The sequence below is a fragment of the Pinisolibacter sp. DMC100 genome (assembly GCF_056313705.1).
Genome location: NZ_JBQUZT010000001.1, coordinates 1578057 through 1602640, shown reverse-complemented (window position 1 = coordinate 1602640; position 24584 = coordinate 1578057). Strand labels below are relative to the sequence as shown.

Genomic DNA, 24584 nt, shown 5'->3' with positions numbered 1-24584 from the left:
ATCACGACACCCAGGCGCCGCCGTCGTTGACGACGGCGCTCAGAGCCGGCGAGGCGACGAGGAAGTCGTTGCCGGGGATGTGGGGGAAGCCGCGGAAGGACCGCCAGTTGGCGAAACGATCGCGGCAGGTCTCGAAGCGGCGGTCGCAACCGGGGCGGACGGCGAGCGCATCGCCGACCGCGAGGTCTCCGGCGATCGGTTGCCACAGATCGAGCACGACGCCGCGAGCATCGACGCCGTGGAAGCGGATCTCCGAGGCGCGACCTTGCGCCCCACCGGTCGAGACGGTGGCGAGCCCGCGGTCGAAGTCGCCGGCGGTCGCCGCATCGAGCCCGGCGACGCGGACGCGATGGGCGTCGAGCACGGCGGCGACGGTCGCGGTCGTCGCGACGATCGCGAGGCCGCAGCGCGCATCGCCGAGTTCGGCGTCACAGCGGTGCTGGAAGAGGCGGCCGCGGGTCTCGTCGAGGACATGGGCGAGCGAGCGGATCTCGGCGGTGAAGGCGCCGTCGAGCCGCGCGATCTCGCCGAGCACGCCCTTGCGCATGGCGACGCGGCGGCTGGTGTCGGACCAGTCGACGACGTCGATGGCGACGCGGGCGCCGTCCCAGAGACCCGCCTCGACGTCGGCGACATCGATGGCGGCAGAGACCAGCGCGCCCTCCACCTCGAGCCCACCGACCGAGAGATCGGCCCGCGCCGTCGCCTCGGAAGCGGAGAGACCGGTCGCGGCGGCGTGGATCACGCCGTCGAGGACGATGTCGCGGTCGTGGTCGGTGAAGCCGAAGACGGCACCGTCGGCGCGGGTCAGCCGCCAACAGGTGGCGAGCGTCGTCACGCCGCCGGCGAGGGCTGCGGCGAAGTCGGGCGAGAGCGTCTTCACGACACGATCTCCACGATCGGGATGGTCGGGATCTCGCCGGCGAGGAAGGCGGTCAGGTCGACCCGGATCTCGTCGGCATCGAATCGGGCCGGCACCAGGAACCGGAACCCGGCGGTGACGGCGGCGCCGGAGGCCGGGATCCGGCCGGCGAGGAAGGTCACGCCGCCGTCGGTCTCGGAGACCGAGAAGTCGGTGCCACGGGTCTTCTCCACCCCCGCCACCGCGACGCGGACGGTCGTCGCGATGGGCCGAGTGATCGGGCGGGTCCAGGGGCGCAGCGGCGCGCCGTAGGTCTTGGCGAGCTGGAAACGTGCCGTCGCCCCGTCGCCGGTGCCGATCGGCTGGTCGAGCGGGCCGGGCGCGCGCGAGGGAAGCGAGGAGCGGTCGTCGAGCGGGTCGCGGAAGAGGAACCCGTGCAGCCGGCCGCGGCGCGCCTCGAAGAAGGCGATGACCTCGGCGAGGTCGTCGAGCGAGCGGACGCCGGAGCCGGCATCCCACCGCCTGCGGCTTCCCCCCCAACGGGCGTTGCGCACTTCGCGGCCCGATCCCAGCGCGACGATCTCGGTGCGCCGCTCCGGTCCGCCGGTCGCACGCAGAGCGACGGCGAGCGGAAATTCCGCCGCATCCACCGTGACGATGTCGGTCATGAACGTGTCCCTCGGAACATTTGATTTTCCTCAACGACGGTGTTTCGCGGGGCGGGTAACCATCGCGACGAGGAGGACGAGAGCGAGATGAGCGTTCATTCTACCCACGACCTCGCGGAGGAATTCCCCGAACATGCCGAGCGAATCCGTTCGCTCGTGCTGACGGACGGAAAGTTCTCCAAAGCTGTCCAGGCGTACGGCGAAGCGAACCTCGAGATCCTGCGGATCGAGAACGAGTTGGAGCCTGCCGCGGACGACTATCTCGAGACGCTGAAGAAGAAACGACTTCATCAGCTCGACGTGATTCAGCAGGCACTCCTGCACCCGGAACGCACCGGAACCTGAGCCCCTCCTCGTTGGGTCCGGTGTCAGAGCCCGCGCCGTCCCCGTCCGACGGCGCGGGCCAACATACTCGTCATCTGGGCCTCCGACCGGCGGAACGACGCCGCGTCGGGGGTGGTGACGTTGAAGGTGACGTGGGTCGTCCCCGCCGTGTTCTGCGCGGCGATGCCGAGGCGACCATCGGGGCCGCGGGCGAGAGGCATGATGGCCTCCGCCCCGGCTTCCCCCATCAGCCCCGCTCCACCGCGCATCGGGAAATAGGTCGGCGTCGAGACGACGCCGCCGTCGGCGAAGGGCGTCACCCGTCCGGCCGAGAAGACGCCGCCGTGCGAGAAGCCGAGGGCGGCGACGAGCGATCCCGCCATCTTCGACAATCCGGTGCCGATTCCGTCGGTCAACGGCGACAACGCCGCGTCGAGCGCCTTGCTCGACAGCCGTTCGGCGACCGAGCGCAGCACGACGTCGAGCGCCTTGCCCTGGACCACCGCGCCCTTGAAGGCGGTGTTGAGCGACGAACCGACCGACTTCGACAGGCCGTCCATCTCGGAAAGCCGTTCGGACAGCGTCTTGGTGGTCTCGTCGAGCCCGGCGAGGGTGTCGGCGGCGTCATTGCTGGCCATGGGTCGTCTCCGGCGGCAGATCGGGGTGAAGGCGCATCAGGCGGTCGAGGACGGTGCGGTTCGGCGCTTCGGACGCCCGGCCGGAACCGAGGGCGGCGGCGAGTTCGCGGGGGCTCATCGACCAGAAGGCGGCGGGCGACAGCCCCCAACGGGTGAAGGCGAGACGCATCATCTCGTCCCAGGGGAAGGCGGCTCGTCCGCCCCCGGGACCACCGGAGGGGACGCCGCGGCGTCTCCCTCGGGTGCGCGGAGAGTGCCCGCCCCCTCCCCCGCCTCGCCACCGAAGGTCAGCGCGAGAAGGTCGGAGACGACGGCGACGGCGCCGAGAAGACCGCCATCGACATGCATCGCGAATACATCTTCCGACGTCGTCGGGGAGCCACCTCCGGTCAGGCCGGCGGCGAAGATCCGGGCGACGTCGCGGGCCGAGAGGCGGCCTTGCGCGAAGCGTTCGGCGAGGCGGGCGAGATCGTCGACGGCGAAGGCCGCCTCGAGTTCGCAGAGCGCGCCCAGCGTGAGGCAGAGCGTGACCGGGCGACCGTCGACGATCGCCGCCACCTCGCCGCGACGGCGGTTGGCCATGGCGACACCCTCAGATCGCGGTGAAGGTCAGGGCGCCGGCCGATTCGAGAGTCAGCTCGAAGGTCAGCTCGCCGTCGTGGGCGCCGGAGAATTCCAGCGCGGCGATCTGGAAGGCGCCGGCGATCACCCCGAAGTCGGGGATCACCACCTGCCAGGTCTTGAGCGCACCGGAGAAGAAGGTCGAACGCACCGCGGCGTCGGAGGCAGCATCGCGGAAGACGCCGGAGCCCGAGACATGGGCGCGGCGGACACCGGCGCCGGCGAGCAGCTCGCGCCAGCGATCGACGCTGTCGGCGGAGGTGACGTCGACCGCCTCCTCGGCGAAGGCCAAGCGGCGCGAGCGCAGGCCGGCGACGGTGACGAAGGTGCCGTTGCCGGCGTCGTCGAGCTTGAGGAGGAGGTCCTTGCCTCTCTGAACGGCCATGGCGATCTTCCCAATCAGACGGGTTCGAGGAGCGCGACGAAACGCACCACCGCACGGGCGGTGACGCGGTCGCGCAGGATGGAGGTCTCGGTCGTGTCGCGGCGCAGCAGCGCGACGCGACGGCCGGCCGGCGAGAGGTCGGCGGCGAGAAGCACGGTCTCGACCCGCTCGGCGAGGCAGGCGGCTTCCGCCCGACCGCCGGCGCGGGAGAAGATCTCGAGCGTCGCCCGCGCCTCCTCGAGCGTCGCGTCGACGCCCGAACGATCCCGCACCGTCACGTCGGCGACGACGAGATGGGGGAAGACCGGGTCGCGCGAGGCGGCGTCGTGGATGCGAGAGCTGAGATCGGCGGCGAGCGTCGCGTCGGCACGCAGCGCGGCGAGCATCGCCGTCACGAGGCTCTGGGCGGCACTCATCGGTTCTCCTCCTCGGCATCGACGATCAGCCGGGCGCGGCGTTCGTCGAGATCGCGGGTGGCATGGATGCGGAAGATCCGCTCGCCGAGGCGCAGGCGGTCGCGGCTGGAGAGGTCCGACCGCCACCGCATCTCGATGCGATGGGTGACGCTACCGGTCAGGCCGCCGCCGGCTTCCGCCGAGGTGCCGCCGCGCGGTTCGATCGCCGCGAGCACGGTGCCGTCGGCGGTCCAGGTGGTGGAGCCGTCGGCGGCGGTCGTTGCGCGTTCGATGGTCAGGCGATGGCGCAGGGCGCCGAGGGGGGCGGGCGTCGTCATGCCAGCCTCAGGGCGCGGAAGGGGGCGACGAGGGCCTCGACCTGATCGGAAACGGACGCGGGGACGACGCCGTAGCGCGCGCCCTCGCGGTTCTCGTACCAGCGGGCGACCAGCGTCATGATCGCCAGTTTCAGCGGCTGCGGCACCGAGATGCCGGAAGGGCCGAAGCCGGCGACGAGATCGATCTCGATGCCGTTCAGCACCCGCCCCGGCGTCGGACCGGTGCCGAGCAGGGCGAGGCGGGCGGGCTGCGAGGCGGCATCGAGCCGCCAGGCGACGGACGACAGCAGCTTGGGATCGCCATCGGCATCGTAGACGGTGATCGACGCGATCGAGCGCACCGGGCCGACGGGAAGTTCGACCACGCCGTCGCACGGCCAGGCGTCGAGATAGACCCGCCAGGTCTGGTCGACCAGGACGCGGCGGATCGCGGTCTCGACGTGGAGACGGGCGGCGACGATCAGGGCCGAGACGTAGTCGTCCTCGGCCGTCGTCTCGAGGCGCAGATGGGCCTTGGCGTCGGCGAGCGAGACGGGCTCGACCGCCGGCGGCGTGATCAGGAGTACGGTCATCGTCGACCTCGATCGGGGGGAGGAAAGACGAGACCCGGCGACGGGGCGAGATCGCCGCCGGGTCTCTTCGGCAGACCGGGCCGGACGGGCGGACGGGGAGGAGCGTCCGGCCGGCGACGGCGGGGAGACCCGCCGCGGGCCGTCAGGCCGTGCCGAACTTCAGGAGCTTGATGGCGTCGAAGTCCTGGACGCCGCCGCCGACACGCTTGGTCGTGTAGAAGAGTACGTAGGGCTTGGCGGAATAGGGATCGCGCAGGACGCGGACGCCGACCCGGTCGACCACCAGATAGCCGCGGCGGAAGTCGCCGAAGGCGATCGGGCAGGCATCGGTCGCGATCGTCGGCATGTCCTCGGCCTCGACGACGGGGAAGTTCATCAGCGTCGCCGGCTGGCCGGCGGTCGCCGGCGGCTGCCACAGATAGTGACCCTGACCGTCCTTCAGCTTGCGGATCTCGGCCTGCGTCCTGCGGTTCATCACCCAGCTGGCGTTCTGGCGATAGCCGGCGCGCAGGGCGTAGACGAGATCGACCAGCTTGTCGGACGGGTTGGACGACGGCAGGCCACCGGCGACGCCGGTCGCGACGTAGCCGAGGCTGCCCCAGGCCCAGGAGGCGTTGTCGACGCGGCCGTAGGCCATGAAGCCCTTCGGCTTCGACACGCCGTCGCCGTTGACGAAGGCGGCGCCCTCCTGCTCGGCGAAGGCCTGTTCGACCTCCTCGGCGATCCAGGCCTCGACGTCGATGGCGGCATCGTCGAGCAGCGCGCCGGTCGCCGCCGGCATGGCGTAGAGCTCCATCGTCGGGAAGGCGAGCTGCTGCAGCGTCTGCGTGGTGGTCTGGGCGCGGGCGCCGGTCTCCGCCACCCAGCCGACGGTCGCGCCGACCGGCGAATAGGGCTTGTTGAAGACGTTGCCCGAGACCTGGCGGTTGCCGGCGATGGCGCGGATCGGCGAGGCCTGCGACAGGCGCAGCATCACCTGACGCTCGAGCTCGGGCGGGGCGACGTAGCCGCCATCGGCCGAGGAGCCGACCGACAGCGCCTTCTCCTCCAGCCGGGCGAGGCGGCCGGCGTCGCCGGTGCGGACATAGGCCTCGAAGGCGGCCTTGCGGTCGAGATCGACGACCGAGGTCCCGGCCCCCTCGAGGCCGAGGCGCGGCCGCGCCGCCTTCAGCGCCAGCGCCTCGGCTCGGCGGCGGCCCTCGTCGACGGCGGCGTCGAGGCGGGCGAGCTTCTCCTCGATCAGCGGATCGACGTGGCCGCGCCGCTCGATCTCGCCGAGGCGGCGGTCGTTCTCCTCGCGCCAGCCGGCATAGTCGCGCATGAAGCCTTCGAAGGCCCCACCGACGTCGGCGTTCGGGGTGCCGCTCGGGGTCGCGGCCTTGGTCTCCGGCGCCGGGCCGGTCTCGATGGGCATGTGGACTTCGGTCATGATTCACCTCTCGGGGTGGAAGAGCGCGGCGGCGCGCCGGATGATCGCCGTCAGGTCGGCGGCGGAGATGTCGCGGCCGAGCCCCCGTGCCGCCTCGACGGAGGCGACGCGAGCGGCGGGCTGCATCGGGAAGGTGACGAGCGAGATCTCCCACAGGTCGATCTCGGCGAGGCGGCGGATGCCGGAACGGGCGTCGCGACGACCCTTGACGGCGCGAAAGCCGATCGACAGGCCGTCGAGGACGCCGCCGCGCATCAGCGCCAGCGCCTCGCGACCACGGGCGACGTCGGTCAGGATGCGGCCGCGGACGAAGAGGCCGCGATCGTCCTCGCGGATCTCCAGCCAGCGGCCGATCGGTTCGGCCGGGTCGTGATGCCACAGCATCTTGACGCCGCTCGCGCCGCGGCGGGCGAGCGTGGCGCGGAAGGCGCCGGGCTCGACCACGTCGCGGGCGAGATCCTCGACGCCGAAGAGGCAGGCGTGGCCGGTGAAGGCGCCGTCGGCCTCGACCCGGTCGAGTTCGGCGACGAGGCGTTTCACCTCTGGCGCGGCGAGAGCGGTCGTCATGGTCACACCTCCCGGACGCGCGGCAGGCCGACACGGGCCGAACGGGCGGCGAGCGCCGCGGCGAAGCGGGAGAAGACGGTCCGGTGATCGGGGCGCGCGGACGGGCGGCCCGTGGCGAGACGAGCGATCCAACGGGGCATGGGTGAGGTCCTGTGGTTTCGGGGGACGGCGAGGCGCCGGCGCCTCAGTCGGGGTCGGCGAAGAGCCGTTCCAGCCGGGCGATTTCGGTGACGAAGTCCTCGAAGCGGCGGTTGGAGGCGGCGATCTCCTTCAGCGCCCAGACCAGCAGTGCCGAAGCACCGCTCGCCCAGAGGAAGAGCGCGAGATGGCCGAGGTCGCCGCGTTCGGCGAAGGTGGTGGCGAGGTCGGTCATGCCGGCAGTCCCGGATCGGCCGAGGCCCGCGGGCCGTAGCCGGCGGCGGCGCGCTTCTCGTCCTCGGTGAGGAAGGAGGCGGCGCCGATGCGGTTCCACAGCGCCTCGCGTTCCAGCGCCAGCGCATCGACCCGGTCGGTGTCGACGTCGAGGCGCAGCCCGTCGCCGAAGAGCGGCGCGAGCCACCCTTCCAGCGCGGCGGCGGTGCGGGCGACCAACGGCATCACCGTCAGCCGCCAGAAGGCGCGATTGGCCTCGGCATAGTTGGAATAGGTGTTGTCGCCGGGGATGCCGAGCAGCATCGGCGGCACGCCGAAGGCGAGCGCGATCTCGCGCGCCGCCTCGCGCTTCGCTTCGACGAAGTCCATGTCCTTGGGGCTGTAGCCCATCGCCTTCCAGTCGAGCCCGCCCTCGAGCAGCAGCGGCCGGCCGGCGTTGGCGGCGCCCTGGAAGCCCTCCTCCAGCTCCTTCTTCAACCGGTCGAACTGCTCGTCCGACAGGTTGCCGCCGGTGTCGGCGCGATAGACCAGCGCACCGGAGGGCCGCGCCGAATTGTCGAGCAGCGCCTTGGTCCAGGCCGATGCCTGATTGTGGACGTCGAGCGCGGTCTGCGCCGCCTCGAGGGGGGCGAGGCCGTAGTGGTCGTCGAGCGGGTGGAAGGTCTTGAGATGCAGGATCGGGCTCGGCCGGTCGGGATCGACACGGAAGCGCACCGCACCCGCGCCGGTGCCGTAGTCCCAGCCCTCCGGCCAGCCGTCGACGCCGACCAGGACACGCATCCGGTCGGGGCGCAGCGCATGGAGTTCGCGTGGGGTCCCGTCGACGGCGACGAGTTCGACATAGGCGTTTCCCGACACCGAGAGGTGGCCATAGACCTCCTCCATGAAGGCGCGGCCGGCCTGTCGCGGATTGGGGCGGCCGAGGAGATCGAGCAGCGGATGGGTGGCGAGATCGCGGTCGTGGTCCCACAGGAGCCACGGCACCGAGGCCGCCGCCTCGCCGACCAGACGCACGGCGCGGTGGACGATCGGGTTGCGCAGGTAGCCGGCGCGGGCGAGCGTCGCATAGTCGCGCGCCGTCCACACCGGGCGGCCGAAGCTCTGCCAGGCGACGAAGGCGCCGGTCGCCGAGGCGCGCGTCTCGGGCGCGGCGGTCGGCCGAAAGGGGCCGCCGACGGGGGCGGCCCGTCGCCGGAGACGATCGAAGAGAGTCATGGGATCCTCGCGATCGGGGCGTCCGCCCCTCAGAAATTGCGCACCTTGGGCCGACCGCGGCCCTCGAGCATCAGCGCGGCGAGCGCCCAGACGAGCGCGTCCATGCGGTCGGGCGAACGGCCCGACGACAGCCCTTCCGGGCCAAAGTCGCAGAGTTCGTCCTCGAGCTCGGGAAACGAACCGACGTGGCGCACCCGCCCCTGCGCATAGAGCGCTGCGACGGGCTCGGCGCGGGTCCACTTGCCCCGGCTCGCCCGGACGGGCTTCACCGGCAGATCGGGCGCGACCTGCCGCAGCACGGTCTCGACCATCTCGCCGCCCTGGTTGACCTCGACGACCAGAGCATCGGCCTCGAGCCCCTCGAAGAGGGCGACGGCGCGCGCCGCCCATTCGTTGGGGCGCAGACCGCGGCACGAGGCATCCGCCAGGACATGGCCGATGCCGGCCTCCGAAATCCCCGCCGCGACGATGCCGCAGGCATCCGCCGTGGCGCCCGAGGTCGCCGGCGGGTCGACCGCGACGACGATGCGGACGAGGTCCGGAGCGACGTCGATCCGCGATCGGTCGATCTCGTCGCGCCGCCACAGCGCGTCGTCGCGATCCTCGATCAGCTCGCCGTCGAGTTCCTGCCGCCCGAGCCGGGTGCCGGCATAGCGGCCGACCACGGCGTCGAGGAAACGCGGCGCCAGATTGAAGGCGTTCGCCCGCGTCGAGGCGCGCGCCACGGCGCAGTCCGGATCGGCGACGAGGCGTTTGACCAGCGGCACCGGGCGCGGCGTGGTCGTCGCCACCTGACGCGGCCGATCGCCGAGGCGCAGGCCGAACTGCAGCATGTCCCAGACCTCCTCGGCATGGCGCCACTTGGCGATCTCGTCGGCCCAGGCGATCTCGAACTGCGGCCCGCGCAGCGCCTCCGGATCTTCCGACGAGAAGGCCTGCGCCACCGCGCCGTTCGGCCATTCGAGCCGGCGCAGCGAGGGTTTCCAGGTCGGGCGCTCCGCGCTGCGGTGAATGCGCAGCAGGCCGGAGACGCCCTCGATCATCACGTCGCGGACGTCGGCGAAGGTCTCGCCGACCAGCGCGATGCGGCCGGCCGGGGCCTCGGCGAAGGGCGGCCGGCCGAGCGCCGTCGCCTTCACCCATTCGGCCCCGGCGCGGGTCTTGCCGGCACCGCGGCCGCCCATCAGCAGCCATGTCGTCCAGTCGCCGGCGGGCGGCATCTGATCGGCGCGCGCCCACAGCGACCAGTCGTCCCGAAGACGTTCCCGCTCCTCCGCGGTCAACGCGAGGGCGAGGCGATCGAGCGTGCCGGCTTCATCCGCCGCCCGGAGCGCGGCGCGCAGAGAGGCTGCGGTGGAGGTCGCCTCCCCTGCCCTGGCCGAGGTCGGCCCCGCCGTCGGCGCGACGCAGGCTTTCGAGGCGGCGGGCGAGATCGAGGCGGAACTCATCGATGTCGCCCTCCGGTTCGGCGGTCTCGCGGCCGGCCTGCTTCTCGAGGCCGATGAGCAGTTCGAGCGTGCGGGCGAGCGCGCCCAGCGTGCGGGCGTCCTTCTCCTCGAGGCTCGGCGGGGCCGAACCCTCGAAGCGGCGCTCGACCTCGGCGATCTGCCGTTCGACCGCCCGGAAGAGGCGGGCGACCAGCGTCGAGCGATCGAGCGGCGCCTCGGCGCGGGTGCCGCTCTTGTCGCGCCGCTTGCGCCAGCCGTCGCGGCGGGCGCGGCGCCAGATCCGATCGGTGGCGATGCCGTAGGCCCGGGCGATGGCGGCGACCGCGAGGTCGGAGCCCTCGTAGGCGGCGCGGATCTCGGTCCAGGGCGGATCGACCGCCGCGCGATCGGCGGCCGACGGCAGGGGTTCGTCGCTCGGCGAGAGGGGCACGCGCGCTCCGTCGGTCGGCCGCGGCCGATCACCCGCGTCGGTGTCCCGCGGCGGAGGGCGCGCGGCGACACCGCGGCGAGGCGGTCGGATCCGGGGTGATGTTGCGAAGACGATGTCGGGTGATCGCGGAGCCCGAGGCCCCTTCCGTGTCCGGCGGCTGCGCCATCGACACGTGTTCGATCATGGGAAGAGACTGCCCGCCGAGCGTGACGCCGTCAAGCATGCAATCGAAGATTTTGTGAAAATTTTCCTATCCGCCGTCCGGGAGACCGATCAAGTCACTGATCGGGTTACACCTTCACCCGCGGCTGGCGGGGCGGACGCGGCCGCGGATCCTCGCCCGGCCAGTCGCAGAGGTGGTCCTCGTAGCTGTCGGGGGGGATATCCTCGTCGGAAATCACACGGCGGCGGACCGAGATGCCGGCGGCGTGCACCGTGTCGGGATCGCCGGAGACCAGCGGGTGCCACCAGCGCAGTTCCTCGCCCTTGGCCAGCAGCCGATAGGCGCAGGTCGGCGGCAGCCACGTGTAGGTCTGCGAGACGACCTCGTCGAGGTCGAGCTCGACGCAGTCGGGCACGAAATCGTGACGGTTCGGATAGGACGAGCAGCGGCAGGTCTCGGGATCGAGCAGGCGACAGGAGACGTTGGTCCAGTAGATCTCGCCGGTCTCCTCGTCCTCGAGCTTGTTGAGGCAGCAGCGGCCGCAGCAGTCGCAGAGGCTCTCCCACTCCGCGCGGCTCATCTCCTCGAGGCGCTTGGTCTTCCAGAAGGGCTCGCTCACGACCGTCTCTCTCCTTGCCGGCGCCGAGGCCGACGCGGGAGGAGCGTCGATCGCCCCTCGACCGAGGCATGGCGATTGCTTAATGTCTCGTCAACCCTTTCGCGCGTCCCGAGCCGGGACGTGGCGACGCGATCGACACGGGACCGAACGAGACGGACCGAGCCTTGGCCACCGACGAAACGCCCACTCCGGACGGGCAGGACGCCCCCGCGTCCCCGCCGCCCGCCCCCGAATCGACCGGCGGACGGCGCCGTCGCTTCGCCGATCGCGCCATGGCGGTCGACGCCTGGCTCGACACGACCCTGTGGAAGAGCTTCAACTGGGCGGTCGAATCCTGGCGGCGCTACGCCACGGCGCTCCGGGCGTTCCGCGTGCGCGGGCCGGCGCGGGCCTTCTTCGAACTCGTCGGCGACGCCGCCAATCTCGGCGCGGGCGGCGTCGTGCTGCTCCTCGCCCTCGCCCTGCCGGCGCTGGAGGCGACCAAGACCGACTGGCGCGCCAAGGCCGACTATTCCGTCACCTTCCTCGACCGCTGGGGCAACGAGGTCGGCCGTCGCGGCCTGATGCTCAACGATTCGGTGCCGCTGACCGAGTTCCCCGATCACCTGATCAAGGCGCTGATCGCCACCGAGGACCGGCGCTTCTTCGAGCACTTCGGCATCGACGTGCTGGGCACGGCGCGCGCCATCGTCGCCAACATGCGGCAGCAGAAGGTGCGGCAGGGCGGCTCGTCGCTGTCGCAGCAGCTCGCCAAGAACCTCTTCCTGACCAACGAGCGCACGCTCGAGCGCAAGATCAAGGAGGCCTTCCTCGCGGTCTGGCTCGAGACGCACATGACCAAGCAGGAGATCCTCAAGCTCTATCTCGACCGCGCCTACATGGGCGGCGGCACCCACGGCGTGGCGGCGGCGAGCCAGTTCTATTTCGGCAAGTCGGTGCGCGACATCGATCTCGCCGAGGCGGCGATGCTCGCCGGCCTGTTCAAGGCGCCGACGAGCTACGCGCCTCACGTCAACCTGCCGGCGGCGCGCGCCCGCGCCAACGACGTGCTGTCCAACATGGTGGCGGCCGGCTTCATGACCGAGGGCCAGGTGCTGGGCGCCCGGCGCCACCCCGCCACCCCGGTCGATCGCGCCCGCACCAACGAGCAGGCCGACTACTTCCTCGACTACGCCTTCAACGCCATCCGCGACATGGCGCCGGCCGAGCACACGCTGATCGTCCGCACCACCATCGATCCGGAGGTCCAGAAGAAGGCGGAAGAGGTCGTCGAGAACGCGCTGCGCCAGAACGGCGAGGAGCTCGACATCTCGCAGGCCGCCGCCGTCTTCATGACGCCGGACGGTTCGGTGCGCGCCATGGTCGGCGGTCGCGAATACGGCGCCAGCCAGTTCAATCGCGCCACCGACGCGGCGCGCCAGCCGGGATCGTCGTTCAAGCCCTACGTCTATCTGGCGGCGCTGATCGGCGGCAAGAAGCCGAGCTCGCTCGTCACCGACCAGCCGGTCTGCATCGGCAACTGGTGCCCGAAAAACTACGGCGGCGGCTACTACGGCCGTGTCACGCTGATGGAGGCGATCGCCCGGTCGCTGAACTCGATCCCGGTGCAGCTCACCGAGCAGCTCGGTCGCGAGAAGGTCGCCGCGGTCGCCCGCGCCGTCGGCATCGACCTGCCGGTCAAACCGGACTGGCCCTTCGTCATCGGCTCGTCCGAAGTCCACATGATCGACCATGCCGCCGGCTATGCCGCCTTCGCCAACGGCGGCTACAAGGTGCTTCCGACGCCGATCGATCAGGTCGTCGCGTCGAGCGACGGACGGGTGTTGTACGATCGGTCGCGCGACGCGACGCCGCCGCAGCGCATCTTCCCGCCCGACAAGGTCGCCGAACTGAATTCGATGCTGAACAACGCGGTGGAGACCGGCACCGGCGCCCGCGCCAAGCTCGACGGCATTCCGGCCGGCGGCAAGACCGGCACCACCCAGTCGTCGCGCGACGCGTGGTTCTGCGGCTTCACCGGCAATCTGGTCGGCGTCGTCTGGGTCGGCAACGACGACTACCGACCGATGGAACGGGTCACCGGCGGCATGGTGCCGGCGCCGATCTGGCACGACGTCATGGAATTCGCCCACAAGGGCATCGAGCTGAAGCAGGCGCCGGGCTTCCCGCCGCCGCGCGGCGTCGGTTCCGGTGCCAAGGTCGCGGCGACCGATCCCGCCAAGGGGCTCCAGCCGGTGCCGGTGTCGCAGGAGGCGGCGCGCCAGAAGGTGCTCTCCGCCAAGGCAACCAACACCATCGGTGGTCTCGCCGACCGGCTGCGCAACGCCGCCCCGGTCGATGCGATGACCAAGCCCCCGGCTCGTTCGGGCGCGCTCCTGCCGCTCTCCGGCGGGGGACGTATCCGCCTCGCCGCGCCGGCGACCGGGCTCGCCGCCGGCGGGCTCACGCCGATCGGGCGCTGACGGCGGCCGAAACGCCGTTCGGCCAGCCGCGGCATTGACGCGGGGGCCTCGCACGAACAGGATCCGCCTCGATCGGACGGGGCGAATCCGAAGTGTCCGTCCGCGTCCGGCGGTCGCTCCGGCCGCTCCGATGCCCGGGCGGTGTCGTCTTTCGTAGGTGTGAATTGCGCTTCCTGCTTGCCCTCCTCGCCGCCATGGTCGCGAGCCTCGCGCTGGGGCTCGGTTCGGCGTGGTACATGGTGACGGCGCCGCGGACCAACACGGTCGAGGTCGGCACCTGGCGCGCCTTCCCGCCGAGCGACGCCGCCACCGCCGATCCCTATCTGCGCGCTCGCGTCGCCCGCAGCGGCGAGTTCGGCATGGGCACCGGCACCGGCCTGACCTTCGTGGCGGCGAACGACACGAACGGGCGCGGCCTGACCGCGACCTGCGACTACGTGATCGCCGGCAAGGGACTTCAGGCGCGGCTGTGGACGCTGACCGCCGCCACCCGCGACGGCCGTTCCGGCGTGACGCCGGAGGGCCGCGCCCATGTCGACAGCCACAATCTGGTGCGCGACGCCTCCGGGCGGTTCGAGGTCGTCGCCGCCGCCAAGGCGCGGGCCGGCAACTGGCTGCCGCTTCCCGCCGGCGAGGACTTCGTCCTGACGCTCCGCCTCTACGACACGCCGCTCGCCCTCGGCACGGGGATGCAACCGGAACTTCCGACCATCACGCGGGGGACCTGCCGATGATCGCGCGTCTCGCCGTCTGGGCACTCGGCGTCGCCATGCTCGCCGGCATCGTCCACATCGTGGTCGTGCTCGGTGTACCCGGCCACTCGGTCAACGATTCGTGGAACGCCATCGCGCGGCTCGGGCCGACCGGCACCTTCGTCGCCCTGCCGCGTCCGACGGCCGGTGTTCCTTCGCTGCCCGGTCTCGACCCGGCGATGGCGCAGGCGACCTGCCGCTTCGAACTCGACGCCGCGCCGGTGCGCATCCGCGTCGCCGCCCCCGACGTCTACTGGTCGCTGTCGCTCTACGACCGCCAGGGGCTCCATGTCTGGGGTCTCGACAACCGCGGCTCGGGTCAGAAGGCGGCGGACGTGCTGGTGGCCGGCGACGTCCACGTGGCGCAGCTGCGCGAGAACCCGCCCGAGCAGCTCGAAGACGTGGTGATCGTCGACTGGAAGGGCCGTCAGGGCATCGCCCTGTTCCAGATCTTCCGCCAGCAGCCCTCGCTCGACGGCGAGATCAGGGCCGCGCTCGAGGCGGCCGAGTGCAAGGCGACGCCGCTGCAGTGAGGCGCGTCACTTCTGTGGAACCGGGATGTTGATCGAGCCGGCTTCGCCGTAGCGCGAGCGACGGCCGTTCGACGGCGTGCCGCGGCGCGTTCCGGCCGGGAAGTCGGCCTCGGCGATGTCGATCGCCGACTTCAGTGCGCTCCAGGCCTGATTGGCCTCCCAGATCCGGTCCGACGGCGTCTCGACCTGCATCCGGTCGATCGCCATGCGATAGGCGGAGAGGCGGAAGCGCATCATGCGCCACGCCCAGTCGACGACGCGGGCGTTCTCGTCGATGCGGGCGTAGGCATCCTTCAGTTCGTGTGCGGCGAGATCGGCGCGACCGTCGGCGGCACGCAGGCGCAGGGCGTCGTCGTCGCGCACCTTGCGGGCCTCGCGCCAGAAGGGGCCGACGAGTTCGGCGTCGGTGTGCATGTCCAGAATCAGCCGGGCCCAGCGGGTCTCGCTGGAGCGATAGGGATCGCGCCGCAGACGGGCATAGTAGCCGGCGGGGTCGAAACGCGAATCGATCTCCGGCAGGATCCGGGTGCGCTGGCCCTCGATCAGCATGTTGCCGAACCAGTCGTCGGCGTGCGGCGCCCGAACGATGCCCCAGGCTCGGTCGCGCAGCGTGCCCTCGCTGTCGGTGCGATTGAAGTCGGAGACGAGTTCGTCGCGTCCGTGGGCGGCGATCTTGTCGCCGACGAAGGGCAGGACACCGTCGTTCCAGGCATTGGGCTTGGCACGGCCGAAGTCGCCGGTCTCACGGCCGCAGCCGGTCAGAGCCGTCGCGAGGACGAGGAGCGTGGCGACGGCGCGGACCCGATTCGAGAGCATGGGTGCGCGTTTCCTTCCGCGACCGAGGTGTCTTCACTTGCCGCGTCGGCGCGGACGCCCGGGACGGGAGGGCCGCGGGGCGTCGCGTTCGGTCGGCGACGGCTCGTTCCAGCGTTCGACCCGAACGCCGGTGAAGAGCGCGATCTCTCCGCGCCGGTCACCGTCCTCCGCGTGCCGTTTCGGTACCCGGCGGCGGACGGTCGTCAGGAACACGACGTCACCCATCGATCTCTCCTCGTGCCTCCGGGCCGAGAGCGGAACGCGGGGATCGCGGCATGCGATCCGGAACGATGACTCGAGCGGCTCCGACGGACCGCTCGCGATCGAGCCTTGCGCCAACATGGTTAACGGAGTCTTAACCGGTCTGGTCGATACTGATCGAAACGCAGTGTCTGCGGTTGCGAAGAGACGACGATGGAACGACCCGAGCCGGCTGCCTCGACGAAAGACCCGATCGTGCTGCAACGCCGCTCGGCCCGCGACGTCCTGAACGACGCCGTCGATCTCTATCTCGTCGCACCCTCCCACGACCGCAGCGAGATCGCCGCCTTCGCGGCGCTGGTCGGCGGCCTGCTCGACGTCGCCGACGCCGAACGCCGCCGTCAGGTCGCCGGGCTCCTGGCCCGCCGCCCAGACGCGCCGCCGGAGATCGCACGGCGGCTGGCGCTCGACGAGATCGAGATCGCCGAGCCGATGATCCTGCATTCGCCGGTGCTGACCTCGAGCGACCTCATCGTCATCATGCGGCGCGGACCCGATCACGTGCGTTGTGTCGGGCGTCGTCTCGACCTCGCCCCGGACGTCGCGGCCGTGCTGATCGACGCCACCGTCGTGCCGCCCTCGACCGCGCCCCACGTCGAGGCGCGACGCCGTCGCACCGATCTCGAGGCGCCGATGCCGATCGCGGCGACGCGGACAGAAACCGCGCGGCCGATGCTGCCGCCGCGCCCGGCCGAGCCGGCGGCGGAGACCGCGCCGCGGATCGCCCCGCCGGTGCTCGCACCCCGCGACCTGCCGCCGCCGCCGCTGTTCGACGTCGCGCCCCGTCCGGCCGCACCGCGCCCCGCGGCGCCGCAGCCGGCGATGCAGGCAGCACCGCCGATGCCGGCCCGCCCCGCCGTACCGACGGCGCCGGTCATGCCCGCCGTGGCCGCCCTCGACGCACCGGCCCGCCGCGACGAAGGGCTTCCCGAACTCTCGATCTGGCTCCGCCTCGACGCGGCGGCGCGTTGGCGGGCGCTCCAGGCGGCGACGATCGAGGCGGCGCTCCGACCGGCTCCGGCGCGGTCGAGCGGCCATGATCCGTCGGTGCTCGCCGATCGGCTGCTGTCCGGTGCCGTCACGGGGGATCGGGCCTTCCTGGTGACCGCCTTCGGCGAACATCTGGCGCTGGCGCCGGACGTCGTCACGATCGCCCTCGACGATCCGACCTGCGAGACGCTGGCGATCCTGCTGCTCGCCGGTGGCGTCGGCGAGATCCGCGCCACGTCGATCCTGCTGCACCATCTCGGCGTCCAGGCCGACGTCGGCCAGCTCCAGGACCTCGTCGCCCTGCTCGAGCGGACGCCGCGGCGCACCGCCGAGCGGCTGGTCACCGCCTGGCGCGACGACGAAGCGCGTTCACGGCCGAAGACCGTGCTGCGCCAGACCGACGCGGCCGAGCGGCGCGAGGCGGCGGGCCGGGCGCGCGACATGGGCACCGGCGAGGCGCGGCGTCCCGCGACCACGACGACGCGGCGCGCCTGAGGTCTCCCGAGAGAGGCGTTCAGAGCTTCGGCGGCCAGACCGGCAGGATCTTCTCCGGCGCGTTCGGATCGCGCGGCGGCGGCTCGATGAAGGAGCGGCCGGCGCGGTCCTCGATCTCGATCACCCAGACGTCCGGATCGAAGCGGGTCTCGGAGGCGATGCGCGCGTCGATCGCCGCCGGCGCGACGCCGGCGAGCACCGTCTCGAAGCGGCGCGTTCCCGCCTCGCCCTCGGCGACGTCGCTCTGCGGCAGGGGGGCGTGGAGATCGGCGGTGCCGTCGAGCCGGTCGACGACGACGAAGATGGCACCTGCCGTCTCGTCGCCGCGGCGGCGCAGGACCGCCATCGCGCCTTCCGCACGGGCGCGACGCAGCAGCGCCGAGACCCAGAACTCCGAAGTCGGACGTCCCGCCGCGCTCATGGGCAGGCCCTTTCGGCGATCACTGTCGCGTGGAGCCGGGATCGCCGAGATTGGCGAGCAGACGCTCTGAGACGCGGCCGGTGGCGATCCAGCCGTGATCGATCTCGAAGCGACGGATCGCCGTACCGGTCTTGTCGTCGAAGCGGCCGTCGGCCTTCAACGGGCCGTAGCCGGCGGCGACGAGGCCGCGCTGGGCGCGCTGGATGCGCACGTCGCCGCCCTGGGCGAGCGGCTCGCGCAGGGCACGGCGGATCGCGCCGGTCGGAACGACGGCGCTCGTCTCCTCGACCAGCGGCACGTTGGCCGCCTCGTCGGCGCCGACCGGGCTCGCGACGGTCTCGACCGCGGCCATGCGGGCGGGCATGGCTGCGACCGGCGTGTTGGCCGGCGCGGCGGCGATCGGGGCCGGCTGGGCGAGCGGCGCGGGATCGGCGCGACGGGCGGCGGCCTGCGCCTTGAGCGAGCCGGTCGCCGTGGTGTCGGGGGTGCGGAGCGCGCGGGCGGAGGCGAGCAGCAGCTCGCTCGGCTCGCCGGTCTGCGGCGCGCCGATGCGGCGTTCGAAGGCGCGGATCGCCTCGACCGTCGCCGGTCCGAGAATGCCGTCGAGCGGGCCGGAATAGAGGCCGTGGTCGCGCAGCGCCACCTGCAGCTCGGCGAGGCCGGCGGGCTGCTCGAGCGCGCCGACCGGGCGCGGGCGCGGCACCGGCGTCGCCGCGGGCGCTGCGGCGGGTGCGGCCTGGGGCGCGGCGGCGGCGGCCGGGTTCTGCGGCGCGGGCTGCGGCAGCGGCACGGCGGCGGGGCGCGCGGCCTCGGCCGTCGAGCGGGTCTGGAAGAACGGGTGGGGATGGCGCGCCGGCTGGTTGCCCAGCGCGTTGCCGAAGATCACGCCGATCATCGCCAGCGACAGGAAGGCGCCGGCCGAGGTCACCGGATGGCGCAGGGCCGTCTCGGCGAGGCGAATCGGCAGGCTGCCGGGCGGGGCCGGGCGGTCCCGGACCTCCTCTGGACGATGGCGAGCGTTTGAGCGTTCGGATCGGGTCATGTCAGGCACGCTTCTGCTCGAGCCGGAGCCGCGGTTCGGCGGCGGCGAGTTCGACGACGCGAGTGTCGGCACGGGTTTCGGGACGGGCGGCGCGCGGCGCCTCGGGATCGAGCGGCAGACGGACGGTGACGCAGGTCCCCTCGCCCAGCCGGCTCTCGATCTTCATCGTGCCGCCGTGCAGGCGCGTCAAGCCCTTGACCACCGACAGGCCGAGACCGGTGCCCTCGTGGCGACGGTCGTAGCCGCAGTCGGCCTGGACGAAGGGCGTGCCGAGGCGCTCGATGTCCTTCTCGGCGATGCCGATGCCGGTGTCGCGGACGAAGATGGCGATGTCGCCGCCCTCGACGCGGGCGCCCAGCGTCACCGTGCCGAAACGGTCGGTGAACTTCACGGCGTTGGAGACGAGATTGATCAGGATCTGCTTGCAGGCGCGGCGATCGGCGACGAGCTCGGGCAGGCGCGGCGGCAGATCCAGGCGGAACGCGAGCCCGCGCTCCTCGGCCTGCAGCGCCATCAGGCTGCGGATGCTCTCGATCAGCGCCGCCGGGTCGAAGGGCTCGGCGACGACGTCGAAGGAGCCGGCCTCGATCTTCGACATGTCGAGGATGTCGTTGACGACCTGCAGCAGGTGCTTGCCCGATTCGTTGATCAGCTCGACGTACTCGCGCTGACGCGGATCGCCGAGCGGCCCGAAGATCTCGGCGCCGAGCATGTCGGAGAAGCCGATGATGGCGTTGAGCGGCGTGCGCAGCTCGTGACTGACGTTGGCGAGGAAGCGCGTCTTGGCCAGGCTCGCCTCTTCGGCGATCTCGCGGGCGCGCATCAACTCGTCCTCCTGCGCCTTGCGCAGGGTGATGTCGCGGGTGACGGCGACGACCTTGGCGGACCGGATCATCGGATCGCCGTCGTCGAGCGGGCGGCAGCGCAGCTCGAGCCACAGCCAGTGATGGCGGCCGTCGACACCGTCGACGCGGACGCGGAACTCGACCGAAGCCGAGCGGCCGAAGGCGGCGGCATCGGACAGGGCGGTCAGGTAGGCCGGGCGATCGCCGACGTGGATCATGCGGAAGAGACCGTCGCCGCTCGCCGCCTCGGCGGTGATGCCGAGCACGCGCTCGACCGCCGGGGTGACGAAGACGATGTCGCCGTCGGCGCCGTGGCCGGTGACGATGTCGGTGATGTTCTCGGCGACCAGACGGAAGTGATCGGCGCGGCGCCGGGCGATGGCGTCGCCGGCACGGGTGACCAGTTCCATCCGCATGGCGAGGCCGCCGGCGTAGAGAATGGCGAGTGCCGGCACCGCGAAGGCGAGCGCCGGGCCGAGCCGGGCGGCATCGACCGCCGGCAGCCGGCCGGCGAGGCCGATCGCCACCACCGTTACGAAGGCGAGCGCGGCGAGGCCGAGAGCGATGCGGGTGACCATGCGGCGGCCGATCAGTGCGGCTTCCATCGGCACGATGCCGAGGGCGAGCAGCGCCGGCGAAGCGACACCGCCGGTGAAGAGGGCGATCCAGCCGAGCACGAAGGCGGCGACGGCGGAAGCGGCGAGCTGGGCGCGGCCGATGTCGCCGCCGTGGGAGACCCACAGCGCGATCGGCGCGGGAGCGACGAGACCGATCAGGGCGACCGTCTCGACGAGGCCGGTCGGACCGACCAGCGCCCACCACGGCGGCACCAGACCGAGGGCGGCGAGGCCGGCGGCGAGATTGGCGGCGATGAAGGCCCGGTGGCGGCTCCATTCGAGCCGATCGCCGGCCACCCCTTCCGGGACGAGACCGTCGACGAACCGACCGATCGGCGCTAGCGGGCCTTGATGACGATACTCGGACACTCGATCAACTCACCACCGATGTGGGCCGCGACGAACGCTCGGCGACGGGGACATGATGGCAGCGGCGACTTAACAGGCTGTTGAAGAGCGGGCGATACACGCAGCGCGGAAGCCTCTGAAAACGCGCGCGAAATGCGGGTTTCCTCGGATTTTGTGCGATCGTGCCCGGCCAATCGCTTTCATGGTGAACGGAGGGCTAACGGAAATCGGACAATTCGAATGCCCCACTGAACCCGACCTTCAACCGGGCATGCCATGATCCCCGACAGATCCGACGACAGTGGGACGTTCGTCGGACGAAGCTCTCGGGGAGGCTTCGATGTTCTTCATTTTCCGCGCCGTGTTCTGGATCTCGCTGGCGCTGCTGCTGGTGCCGGCCGACTGGCGCAAGGCGGTCGATTCGCTCGGCACGCCGCACCTCGCGTCGCGCAGCGTGACCGACCACGGCGACCGTATCGTCGAGACCGCCGTCGGCACGGCGCAGGCGACCCTGCGCGAGGCCGGTGCCTGGTGCGCCGACAATGCGATCGCCTGCGCCGCCGGGCGCGTCGCGGTCGACGGTGCCACGGCGCAGGCCGGACGCTGGGTGCAGGAGAAGTTCGAGGCGCCCGCCACCACGGCTTCGACCGTCGCCGCCCCGACCGCGCCGCGCGCGACCGATGCCGAGCGTCGTCGCGCCCAGGTCGTCCCCCTGCCGCACGCCCGCCCCGTCTCCTGATCCGCCCCACGCGACACTACGCCGTCGGTTCGGTTTTGCGATGCCGCGACGCACGCGCTAGAACGGTCGCGAGCAGGAGGCCGGACCCTTGGCGACCATCGACGACATCATCGCGGACTTCGACGTCATCGACGACTGGGAAGAGCGCTATCGCTACGTGATCGAACTCGGCAAGGCGCTCGAGCCGATCGACGAGGCCGATCGCACCGAGGCCAACAAGGTCCGCGGCTGCGCCTCGCAGGTCTGGCTGGTCACCCGCGTCGAACCCGGTCCCGACGGACCGCGCCTGATCTTCACCGGCGATTCGGACGCCCACATCGTCAAGGGCCTGGTCGCGGTGATGCTGGCGATCTTCTCCGGCCGCACGGCCAAGGAGATCCTGACGCTCGATCCCGAGCCGATCTTCACCGCCATCTCGCTGCGCGACCACATCACCCCGCAGCGCGCCAACGGCGTCAACTCGATGATCGAGCGCATCCGCGCCGAGGCCCGCAGGGCGCTCGAGGGCTGATCGCCCGCGCCGTTCACGGCGGTGAGCGGCGCTCGTCCGGGCGATGGTCGGACGTGCCCCAGTGACGCAGCCGGCCGGGCGCATCCCGCCCGCGCGCCTCGTCGGCGAGGCCGTAGTGGTCGGCGAGCCGGCCGAGCGCGATGTCGAGCACCACCTTGGCGGAGCGCGCCGGCCAGCGGCGTTCGCTCTCCACCCGCTCGAGCCCTTTGAGGAAACAACAGACGTCGACCAGCAGACCGCCGAGGTCCGAACCGGTCGCGGCCAGCGCCGCCTGGACGCGGTCGCGCGCGGCGATCGACCGGTCGGTCAGGTCGGCGAGACCGCCGGTTCCCGAGCCGCCGGTGATCCGGCCGGTCGACCAGTTCGAGGTCACCGTCGGCATCATCCGGGCGAGGGTGAAGTCGCCGCGCAGCCTCTCGCCGGCGGCGACGCGGGCCGGCGAGAGATGGGCCCTGCCGTCGCGGTCGCGGCGGCGGGCGAGCCAGGCGAGCGGGCTCTCGGCACCGTCGACGACCGCCGTCTCGCCCTCGCCGATCACCCGGCACGCGACCTCGCCGTGTTGCAGGCGGAAGCCGTCGAGATCGCCGAGACGCTCCCGGCGGGCGAGCCGGGCGCGGCCGGCGGCGGTGACGGCGAGACGATCGCGAGCCTCGCCGCGGACCTCGATCTCGCCGCGTTCGGCGAGCGTGCGCAGGATGTCGCCGTCGGGCTTCAGCCGGCGCAGACCATCGGGGCCGACGACGCGCAGGACGCCACGGTCGTCGAGTGCGCCCTCGGCGACGGCGAGCAGGCGCAACAGGCGCAGTTCGGCGGCCTCGCTCATCGCCCCGCCTCCAGATCGCAGGCGAAGTCGATCCACAGATCGGCCGCGGCCTCGACGGCGGCGACGATGCGGTCGACGGCGGGATCGTCGCGCCGTTCCTCGACGACGCGGCAGGCGTGGGAGACGGTGGTGCGGTCGCGACCGAAGCGGCGACCGACCTCGCTCAGCGACAGGCCGAGCCAGACGTGGGCGACGTACATCGCCACCTGGCGGGCGAAGGCGATCGGCGCATGGCCGCGCGAAGCGCTCCGCAGTTCCGCGAGATCGGCGCCGAAGGCGCGAGCGACGACCGTCTCGAGGCAACGGCAATCGGCGGCGACGTGATCGCGGTCGCAACGCCGCCGCCGTCGTGGCATCGGCCGCCGCCGTTCGACGATGCTCGGCCTCGCGACCGGCGTGCCGACGTACCCCTTCACGATCCTGTTGTGCGTGACGTGCTCGAGCATCCTTCGATCCCCCTCGGTCCCGACCTGTCGATAGGAATAAATGCCTCTCGATTATGGGGGCGCGTGAGGGGATGGGGATAACTTGTGATATATATGGTGAACTTGACCAATTTTTCGTTGCGTCAGAAATGTCGCGAGTTGTCCCCGGGCCGGCGGGCCCGGGCGACGATGTGGGGTCTCGACGAAGGACCCCCGACATGCCCGATGACCGACGCCACTGCACCCCACCGCCCGTCTCTGCTGCCGCAGCCGAACCCTGGAGACGGGGCGAGCGCGACCGGATTCTGCCGCGGCTGGTGCCGGTGACGCCGGCCGATCTGGCGGATCGTTCGCCCGCCGGGCTCGCGCACATCCGCGCCGCGCTGGCGCGGGCGCTGGCCGGCGAGCGGCGGCGGGCACGGGCGCGGCACTGGAGCTACAGCCTCGCCCGCCACGTCGGCCTGATCGAGGCGCTGGCGGCCGAAGAACGGCTCGGCGCCGAGAGCAAAAACGAACGCCGCCGCGAACGCTGAGTTCGCGGCGGCGTCGAAAGCGATCGGGACGAGATCAGCGGGCGCCGCGGCGACGCTGCTGGCCGAGGCCCATCTTCTTGGCGAGGTCGGAACGAGCCTGCGCGTAGTTCGGGGCGACCATCGGATAGTCGGCCGGCAGGCCCCACTTTTCGCGGTACTCTTCCGGGGTCATGTTGTACTGGGTGCGCAGGTGGCGCTTCAGCGACTTGAACTTCTTGCCGTCCTCGAGGCAGACGATGAAGTCCGGGTTGACCGACTTCTTCACCGGAACCGCCGGCTTCAGCGGCTCGGGCGCCGGCTCCGGCGCGACACCGGCGGAGGTGCGCTGCAGGGCGGCGTAGACCTCGGCGATCAGGCCGGAGAGTTCGGCCGCGGGCACGGTGTTGTTGCTCACGTAGGCCGAGACGATCTCGGTGGCCAGTTCGATGAGGTTGGTGCTGGAATCGGTCATTTTTCACCTGTCTTGCCGGAGGGGAACCCCTCGGATTTCGGTCACTCGAGGAACGATCGAGTCATTGCCGAGATTCGAATCGCGCCGGATTCATCTCTGACAAATGTCGCTTGAATCACTTCGACCCCCAATCGACATCTTCCTATAGGCAGAGTTCGCGAGATGCACAAGATCTCGTCTGCAACTTTCATCTTCGTCACGCAGTCGACGCGAGTTGCGAACTTCGCCGCATTCGCAGAAACATCGCGGAGAAACGCCTCTCGCGAGCAACCGTGACGACATGGTGAACATGCTGCGGCATCATGGCAGTTCGAACGCCTTCTGGAAGAGTTCCGAGATCGCGCGAGTTCTCGGGCAGCCGGCGGCGACGGGGCGCGCGACCACGGCGGAGACCCCGATTGTCGGCGATCGAGGTCGCACTAGCTTTCCTCCTCGCCGCCGCCCATGATCGGCGCGGCGATGCGTGCGGGAGGA

General features: G+C 71.6%; 32 protein-coding genes. 8 read left to right on the top strand and 24 right to left on the bottom strand.

Annotated elements, in window-relative coordinates:
• Position 1: 1 nt before the first annotated feature.
• A complete protein-coding gene (locus ACT541_RS07450) occupies positions 2-883 on the bottom strand; it encodes a DUF2163 domain-containing protein (protein WP_476135522.1) in 882 nt (293 codons plus the stop codon).
• Positions 880-1530: a phage distal tail protein, Rcc01695 family gene (locus ACT541_RS07445; protein WP_476135520.1), complete on the bottom strand. Its 651-nt coding sequence runs from the start codon at positions 1528-1530 to the stop codon at positions 880-882. Before ACT541_RS07445 ends, ACT541_RS07450 begins: the two co-directional genes overlap by 4 nt.
• An 87-nt stretch (positions 1531-1617) precedes the next feature.
• Here ACT541_RS07445 and ACT541_RS07440 point away from each other — a divergent pair, with 87 nt between their 5' ends.
• Positions 1618-1875 (top strand): HP1242/YdcH family protein, encoded by a 258-nt coding sequence (locus tag ACT541_RS07440; RefSeq protein WP_476135518.1) that lies wholly within the window; start codon positions 1618-1620, stop codon positions 1873-1875.
• 23 nt (positions 1876-1898) lie between these two features.
• Here the strand turns inward: ACT541_RS07440 and ACT541_RS07435 are convergent, their stop codons facing one another.
• From ACT541_RS07435 to ACT541_RS07365, 15 genes are all read right to left on the bottom strand, one after another.
• Positions 1899-2492: a phage tail tape measure protein gene (locus ACT541_RS07435; protein ID WP_476135516.1), complete on the bottom strand. Its 594-nt coding sequence runs from the start codon at positions 2490-2492 to the stop codon at positions 1899-1901.
• The gene (locus ACT541_RS07430) at positions 2479-2661 is read right to left on the bottom strand and encodes a phage tail assembly chaperone (protein WP_476135514.1); all 183 of its coding nucleotides are present in this window, start codon (positions 2659-2661) and stop codon (positions 2479-2481) included. The genes ACT541_RS07435 and ACT541_RS07430 overlap by 14 nt, the downstream gene beginning before the upstream one ends.
• The gene (locus ACT541_RS07425) at positions 2661-3074 is read right to left on the bottom strand and encodes a gene transfer agent family protein (protein ID WP_476135512.1); all 414 of its coding nucleotides are present in this window, start codon (positions 3072-3074) and stop codon (positions 2661-2663) included. Before ACT541_RS07425 ends, ACT541_RS07430 begins: the two co-directional genes overlap by 1 nt.
• A gap of 10 nt (positions 3075-3084) precedes the next feature.
• On the bottom strand, positions 3085-3498 hold the full coding sequence (locus tag ACT541_RS07420; RefSeq protein WP_476135510.1) for a phage major tail protein, TP901-1 family: 414 nt from the start codon (positions 3496-3498) through the stop codon (positions 3085-3087).
• 14 nt (positions 3499-3512) lie between these two features.
• On the bottom strand, positions 3513-3914 hold the full coding sequence (locus tag ACT541_RS07415) for a DUF3168 domain-containing protein (RefSeq protein WP_476135509.1): 402 nt from the start codon (positions 3912-3914) through the stop codon (positions 3513-3515).
• Positions 3911-4231 carry a phage head closure protein gene (locus tag ACT541_RS07410; protein ID WP_476135507.1) on the bottom strand — a complete coding sequence of 107 codons (321 nt, stop codon included), beginning with the start codon at positions 4229-4231 and terminating at the stop codon, positions 3911-3913. Before ACT541_RS07410 ends, ACT541_RS07415 begins: the two co-directional genes overlap by 4 nt.
• Positions 4228-4803 carry a head-tail connector protein gene (locus ACT541_RS07405; RefSeq protein ID WP_476135505.1) on the bottom strand — a complete coding sequence of 192 codons (576 nt, stop codon included), beginning with the start codon at positions 4801-4803 and terminating at the stop codon, positions 4228-4230. The genes ACT541_RS07410 and ACT541_RS07405 overlap by 4 nt, the downstream gene beginning before the upstream one ends.
• Before the next feature lie 142 nt (positions 4804-4945).
• Entirely contained in the window at positions 4946-6232 is a 1287-nt protein-coding gene (locus ACT541_RS07400) for a phage major capsid protein (RefSeq protein ID WP_476135503.1), read from the bottom strand.
• A 3-nt stretch (positions 6233-6235) separates the two neighbouring features.
• Positions 6236-6799 (bottom strand): HK97 family phage prohead protease, encoded by a 564-nt coding sequence (locus ACT541_RS07395; RefSeq protein ID WP_476135501.1) that lies wholly within the window; start codon positions 6797-6799, stop codon positions 6236-6238.
• A gap of 2 nt (positions 6800-6801) precedes the next feature.
• Positions 6802-6939 carry a hypothetical protein gene (locus ACT541_RS07390; RefSeq protein WP_476135500.1) on the bottom strand — a complete coding sequence of 46 codons (138 nt, stop codon included), beginning with the start codon at positions 6937-6939 and terminating at the stop codon, positions 6802-6804.
• A 44-nt stretch (positions 6940-6983) separates the two neighbouring features.
• Complete coding sequence (locus ACT541_RS07385) at positions 6984-7172, bottom strand: hypothetical protein (RefSeq protein WP_476135498.1); 189 nt, start codon at positions 7170-7172, stop codon at positions 6984-6986.
• Positions 7169-8386: a phage portal protein gene (locus tag ACT541_RS07380; protein ID WP_476135497.1), complete on the bottom strand. Its 1218-nt coding sequence runs from the start codon at positions 8384-8386 to the stop codon at positions 7169-7171. The genes ACT541_RS07385 and ACT541_RS07380 overlap by 4 nt, the downstream gene beginning before the upstream one ends.
• Positions 8387-8415: 29 nt before the next feature.
• A complete protein-coding gene (locus ACT541_RS07375) occupies positions 8416-9729 on the bottom strand; it encodes a DNA-packaging protein (protein ID WP_476136061.1) in 1314 nt (437 codons plus the stop codon).
• Positions 9701-10264: a hypothetical protein gene (locus ACT541_RS07370; protein WP_476135496.1), complete on the bottom strand. Its 564-nt coding sequence runs from the start codon at positions 10262-10264 to the stop codon at positions 9701-9703. The genes ACT541_RS07375 and ACT541_RS07370 overlap by 29 nt, the downstream gene beginning before the upstream one ends.
• Before the next feature lie 290 nt (positions 10265-10554).
• A complete protein-coding gene (locus ACT541_RS07365) occupies positions 10555-11046 on the bottom strand; it encodes a YcgN family cysteine cluster protein (RefSeq protein ID WP_476135494.1) in 492 nt (163 codons plus the stop codon).
• A 272-nt stretch (positions 11047-11318) separates the two neighbouring features.
• On the opposite strand from ACT541_RS07365, the gene ACT541_RS07360 reads away from it, so the two are divergent.
• From ACT541_RS07360 to ACT541_RS07350, 3 genes are all read left to right on the top strand, one after another.
• Positions 11319-13508, top strand: coding sequence for a transglycosylase domain-containing protein (locus tag ACT541_RS07360; RefSeq protein ID WP_476136060.1), 2190 nt, complete (start codon positions 11319-11321; stop codon positions 13506-13508).
• A 164-nt stretch (positions 13509-13672) separates the two neighbouring features.
• Positions 13673-14242, top strand: a complete 570-nt coding sequence (locus tag ACT541_RS07355) for a DUF1214 domain-containing protein (protein ID WP_476135492.1) — start codon at positions 13673-13675, stop codon at positions 14240-14242.
• Entirely contained in the window at positions 14239-14793 is a 555-nt protein-coding gene (locus tag ACT541_RS07350) for a DUF1254 domain-containing protein (RefSeq protein WP_476135490.1), read from the top strand. Before ACT541_RS07355 ends, ACT541_RS07350 begins: the two co-directional genes overlap by 4 nt.
• Positions 14794-14799: 6 nt before the next feature.
• On the opposite strand, the gene ACT541_RS07345 is transcribed toward ACT541_RS07350, so the two are convergent.
• A complete protein-coding gene (locus ACT541_RS07345) occupies positions 14800-15609 on the bottom strand; it encodes a hypothetical protein (protein ID WP_476135488.1) in 810 nt (269 codons plus the stop codon).
• Positions 15610-16023: 414 nt separating this feature from the next.
• Here ACT541_RS07345 and ACT541_RS07340 point away from each other — a divergent pair, with 414 nt between their 5' ends.
• The gene (locus ACT541_RS07340; protein ID WP_476135486.1) at positions 16024-17355 is read left to right on the top strand and encodes a hypothetical protein; all 1332 of its coding nucleotides are present in this window, start codon (positions 16024-16026) and stop codon (positions 17353-17355) included.
• Positions 17356-17374: 19 nt separating this feature from the next.
• Here ACT541_RS07340 and ACT541_RS07335 read toward each other — a convergent pair whose 3' ends face one another.
• From ACT541_RS07335 to ACT541_RS07325, 3 genes are read right to left on the bottom strand one after another with little or no spacing between them, the layout of a single operon-like run.
• The gene (locus ACT541_RS07335; protein WP_476135484.1) at positions 17375-17776 is read right to left on the bottom strand and encodes a DUF1491 family protein; all 402 of its coding nucleotides are present in this window, start codon (positions 17774-17776) and stop codon (positions 17375-17377) included.
• Between the two features lie 19 nt (positions 17777-17795).
• The gene (locus tag ACT541_RS07330) at positions 17796-18818 is read right to left on the bottom strand and encodes a peptidoglycan-binding domain-containing protein (protein WP_476135482.1); all 1023 of its coding nucleotides are present in this window, start codon (positions 18816-18818) and stop codon (positions 17796-17798) included.
• Position 18819: 1 nt separating this feature from the next.
• Positions 18820-20649: a PAS domain-containing sensor histidine kinase gene (locus ACT541_RS07325; RefSeq protein WP_476135481.1), complete on the bottom strand. Its 1830-nt coding sequence runs from the start codon at positions 20647-20649 to the stop codon at positions 18820-18822.
• Between the two features lie 319 nt (positions 20650-20968).
• Here ACT541_RS07325 and ACT541_RS07320 point away from each other — a divergent pair, with 319 nt between their 5' ends.
• On the top strand, positions 20969-21367 hold the full coding sequence (locus ACT541_RS07320) for a hypothetical protein (RefSeq protein ID WP_476135479.1): 399 nt from the start codon (positions 20969-20971) through the stop codon (positions 21365-21367).
• Positions 21368-21455: 88 nt separating this feature from the next.
• Positions 21456-21878 carry a SufE family protein gene (locus tag ACT541_RS07315; protein WP_476135477.1) on the top strand — a complete coding sequence of 141 codons (423 nt, stop codon included), beginning with the start codon at positions 21456-21458 and terminating at the stop codon, positions 21876-21878.
• Positions 21879-21891: 13 nt separating this feature from the next.
• Here ACT541_RS07315 and ACT541_RS07310 read toward each other — a convergent pair whose 3' ends face one another.
• Together ACT541_RS07310 and ACT541_RS07305 are read right to left on the bottom strand one after the other, a co-directional pair.
• Positions 21892-22701, bottom strand: coding sequence for a DUF6456 domain-containing protein (locus ACT541_RS07310; RefSeq protein ID WP_476135475.1), 810 nt, complete (start codon positions 22699-22701; stop codon positions 21892-21894).
• Entirely contained in the window at positions 22698-23147 is a 450-nt protein-coding gene (locus ACT541_RS07305) for a helix-turn-helix domain-containing protein (RefSeq protein ID WP_476135473.1), read from the bottom strand. Before ACT541_RS07305 ends, ACT541_RS07310 begins: the two co-directional genes overlap by 4 nt.
• A gap of 197 nt (positions 23148-23344) precedes the next feature.
• Here ACT541_RS07305 and ACT541_RS07300 point away from each other — a divergent pair, with 197 nt between their 5' ends.
• A complete protein-coding gene (locus tag ACT541_RS07300; RefSeq protein WP_476135471.1) occupies positions 23345-23659 on the top strand; it encodes a hypothetical protein in 315 nt (104 codons plus the stop codon).
• Between the two features lie 34 nt (positions 23660-23693).
• Here the strand turns inward: ACT541_RS07300 and ACT541_RS07295 are convergent, their stop codons facing one another.
• Positions 23694-24110 carry a Ros/MucR family transcriptional regulator gene (locus ACT541_RS07295; protein ID WP_476135470.1) on the bottom strand — a complete coding sequence of 139 codons (417 nt, stop codon included), beginning with the start codon at positions 24108-24110 and terminating at the stop codon, positions 23694-23696.
• Positions 24111-24584: the final 474 nt, after the last annotated feature.

Bases quoted from the DNA above. Each gene is read 5' to 3' on its own strand.
- ACT541_RS07445 (WP_476135520.1), bottom strand. From the start codon at position 1,530: ATGACCGACATCGTCACGGTGGATGCGGCGGAATTTCCGCTCGCCGTC.
- ACT541_RS07440 (WP_476135518.1), top strand. From the start codon at position 1,618: ATGAGCGTTCATTCTACCCACGACCTCGCGGAGGAATTCCCCGAACAT.
- ACT541_RS07435 (WP_476135516.1), bottom strand. From the start codon at position 2,492: ATGGCCAGCAATGACGCCGCCGACACCCTCGCCGGGCTCGACGAGACC.
- ACT541_RS07430 (WP_476135514.1), bottom strand. From the start codon at position 2,661: ATGCGTCTCGCCTTCACCCGTTGGGGGCTGTCGCCCGCCGCCTTCTGG.
- ACT541_RS07425 (WP_476135512.1), bottom strand. From the start codon at position 3,074: ATGGCCAACCGCCGTCGCGGCGAGGTGGCGGCGATCGTCGACGGTCGC.
- ACT541_RS07420 (WP_476135510.1), bottom strand. From the start codon at position 3,498: ATGGCCGTTCAGAGAGGCAAGGACCTCCTCCTCAAGCTCGACGACGCC.
- ACT541_RS07415 (WP_476135509.1), bottom strand. From the start codon at position 3,914: ATGAGTGCCGCCCAGAGCCTCGTGACGGCGATGCTCGCCGCGCTGCGT.
- ACT541_RS07410 (WP_476135507.1), bottom strand. From the start codon at position 4,231: ATGACGACGCCCGCCCCCCTCGGCGCCCTGCGCCATCGCCTGACCATC.
- ACT541_RS07405 (WP_476135505.1), bottom strand. From the start codon at position 4,803: ATGACCGTACTCCTGATCACGCCGCCGGCGGTCGAGCCCGTCTCGCTC.
- ACT541_RS07400 (WP_476135503.1), bottom strand. From the start codon at position 6,232: ATGACCGAAGTCCACATGCCCATCGAGACCGGCCCGGCGCCGGAGACC.
- ACT541_RS07395 (WP_476135501.1), bottom strand. From the start codon at position 6,799: ATGACGACCGCTCTCGCCGCGCCAGAGGTGAAACGCCTCGTCGCCGAA.
- ACT541_RS07390 (WP_476135500.1), bottom strand. From the start codon at position 6,939: ATGCCCCGTTGGATCGCTCGTCTCGCCACGGGCCGCCCGTCCGCGCGC.
- ACT541_RS07385 (WP_476135498.1), bottom strand. From the start codon at position 7,172: ATGACCGACCTCGCCACCACCTTCGCCGAACGCGGCGACCTCGGCCAT.
- ACT541_RS07380 (WP_476135497.1), bottom strand. From the start codon at position 8,386: ATGACTCTCTTCGATCGTCTCCGGCGACGGGCCGCCCCCGTCGGCGGC.
- ACT541_RS07360 (WP_476136060.1), top strand. From the start codon at position 11,319: ATGGCGGTCGACGCCTGGCTCGACACGACCCTGTGGAAGAGCTTCAAC.
- ACT541_RS07350 (WP_476135490.1), top strand. From the start codon at position 14,239: ATGATCGCGCGTCTCGCCGTCTGGGCACTCGGCGTCGCCATGCTCGCC.
- ACT541_RS07345 (WP_476135488.1), bottom strand. From the start codon at position 15,609: ATGCTCTCGAATCGGGTCCGCGCCGTCGCCACGCTCCTCGTCCTCGCG.
- ACT541_RS07340 (WP_476135486.1), top strand. From the start codon at position 16,024: ATGGAACGACCCGAGCCGGCTGCCTCGACGAAAGACCCGATCGTGCTG.
- ACT541_RS07335 (WP_476135484.1), bottom strand. From the start codon at position 17,776: ATGAGCGCGGCGGGACGTCCGACTTCGGAGTTCTGGGTCTCGGCGCTG.
- ACT541_RS07330 (WP_476135482.1), bottom strand. From the start codon at position 18,818: ATGACCCGATCCGAACGCTCAAACGCTCGCCATCGTCCAGAGGAGGTC.
- ACT541_RS07320 (WP_476135479.1), top strand. From the start codon at position 20,969: ATGTTCTTCATTTTCCGCGCCGTGTTCTGGATCTCGCTGGCGCTGCTG.
- ACT541_RS07310 (WP_476135475.1), bottom strand. From the start codon at position 22,701: ATGAGCGAGGCCGCCGAACTGCGCCTGTTGCGCCTGCTCGCCGTCGCC.
- ACT541_RS07305 (WP_476135473.1), bottom strand. From the start codon at position 23,147: ATGCTCGAGCACGTCACGCACAACAGGATCGTGAAGGGGTACGTCGGC.
- ACT541_RS07300 (WP_476135471.1), top strand. From the start codon at position 23,345: ATGCCCGATGACCGACGCCACTGCACCCCACCGCCCGTCTCTGCTGCC.
- ACT541_RS07295 (WP_476135470.1), bottom strand. From the start codon at position 24,110: ATGACCGATTCCAGCACCAACCTCATCGAACTGGCCACCGAGATCGTC.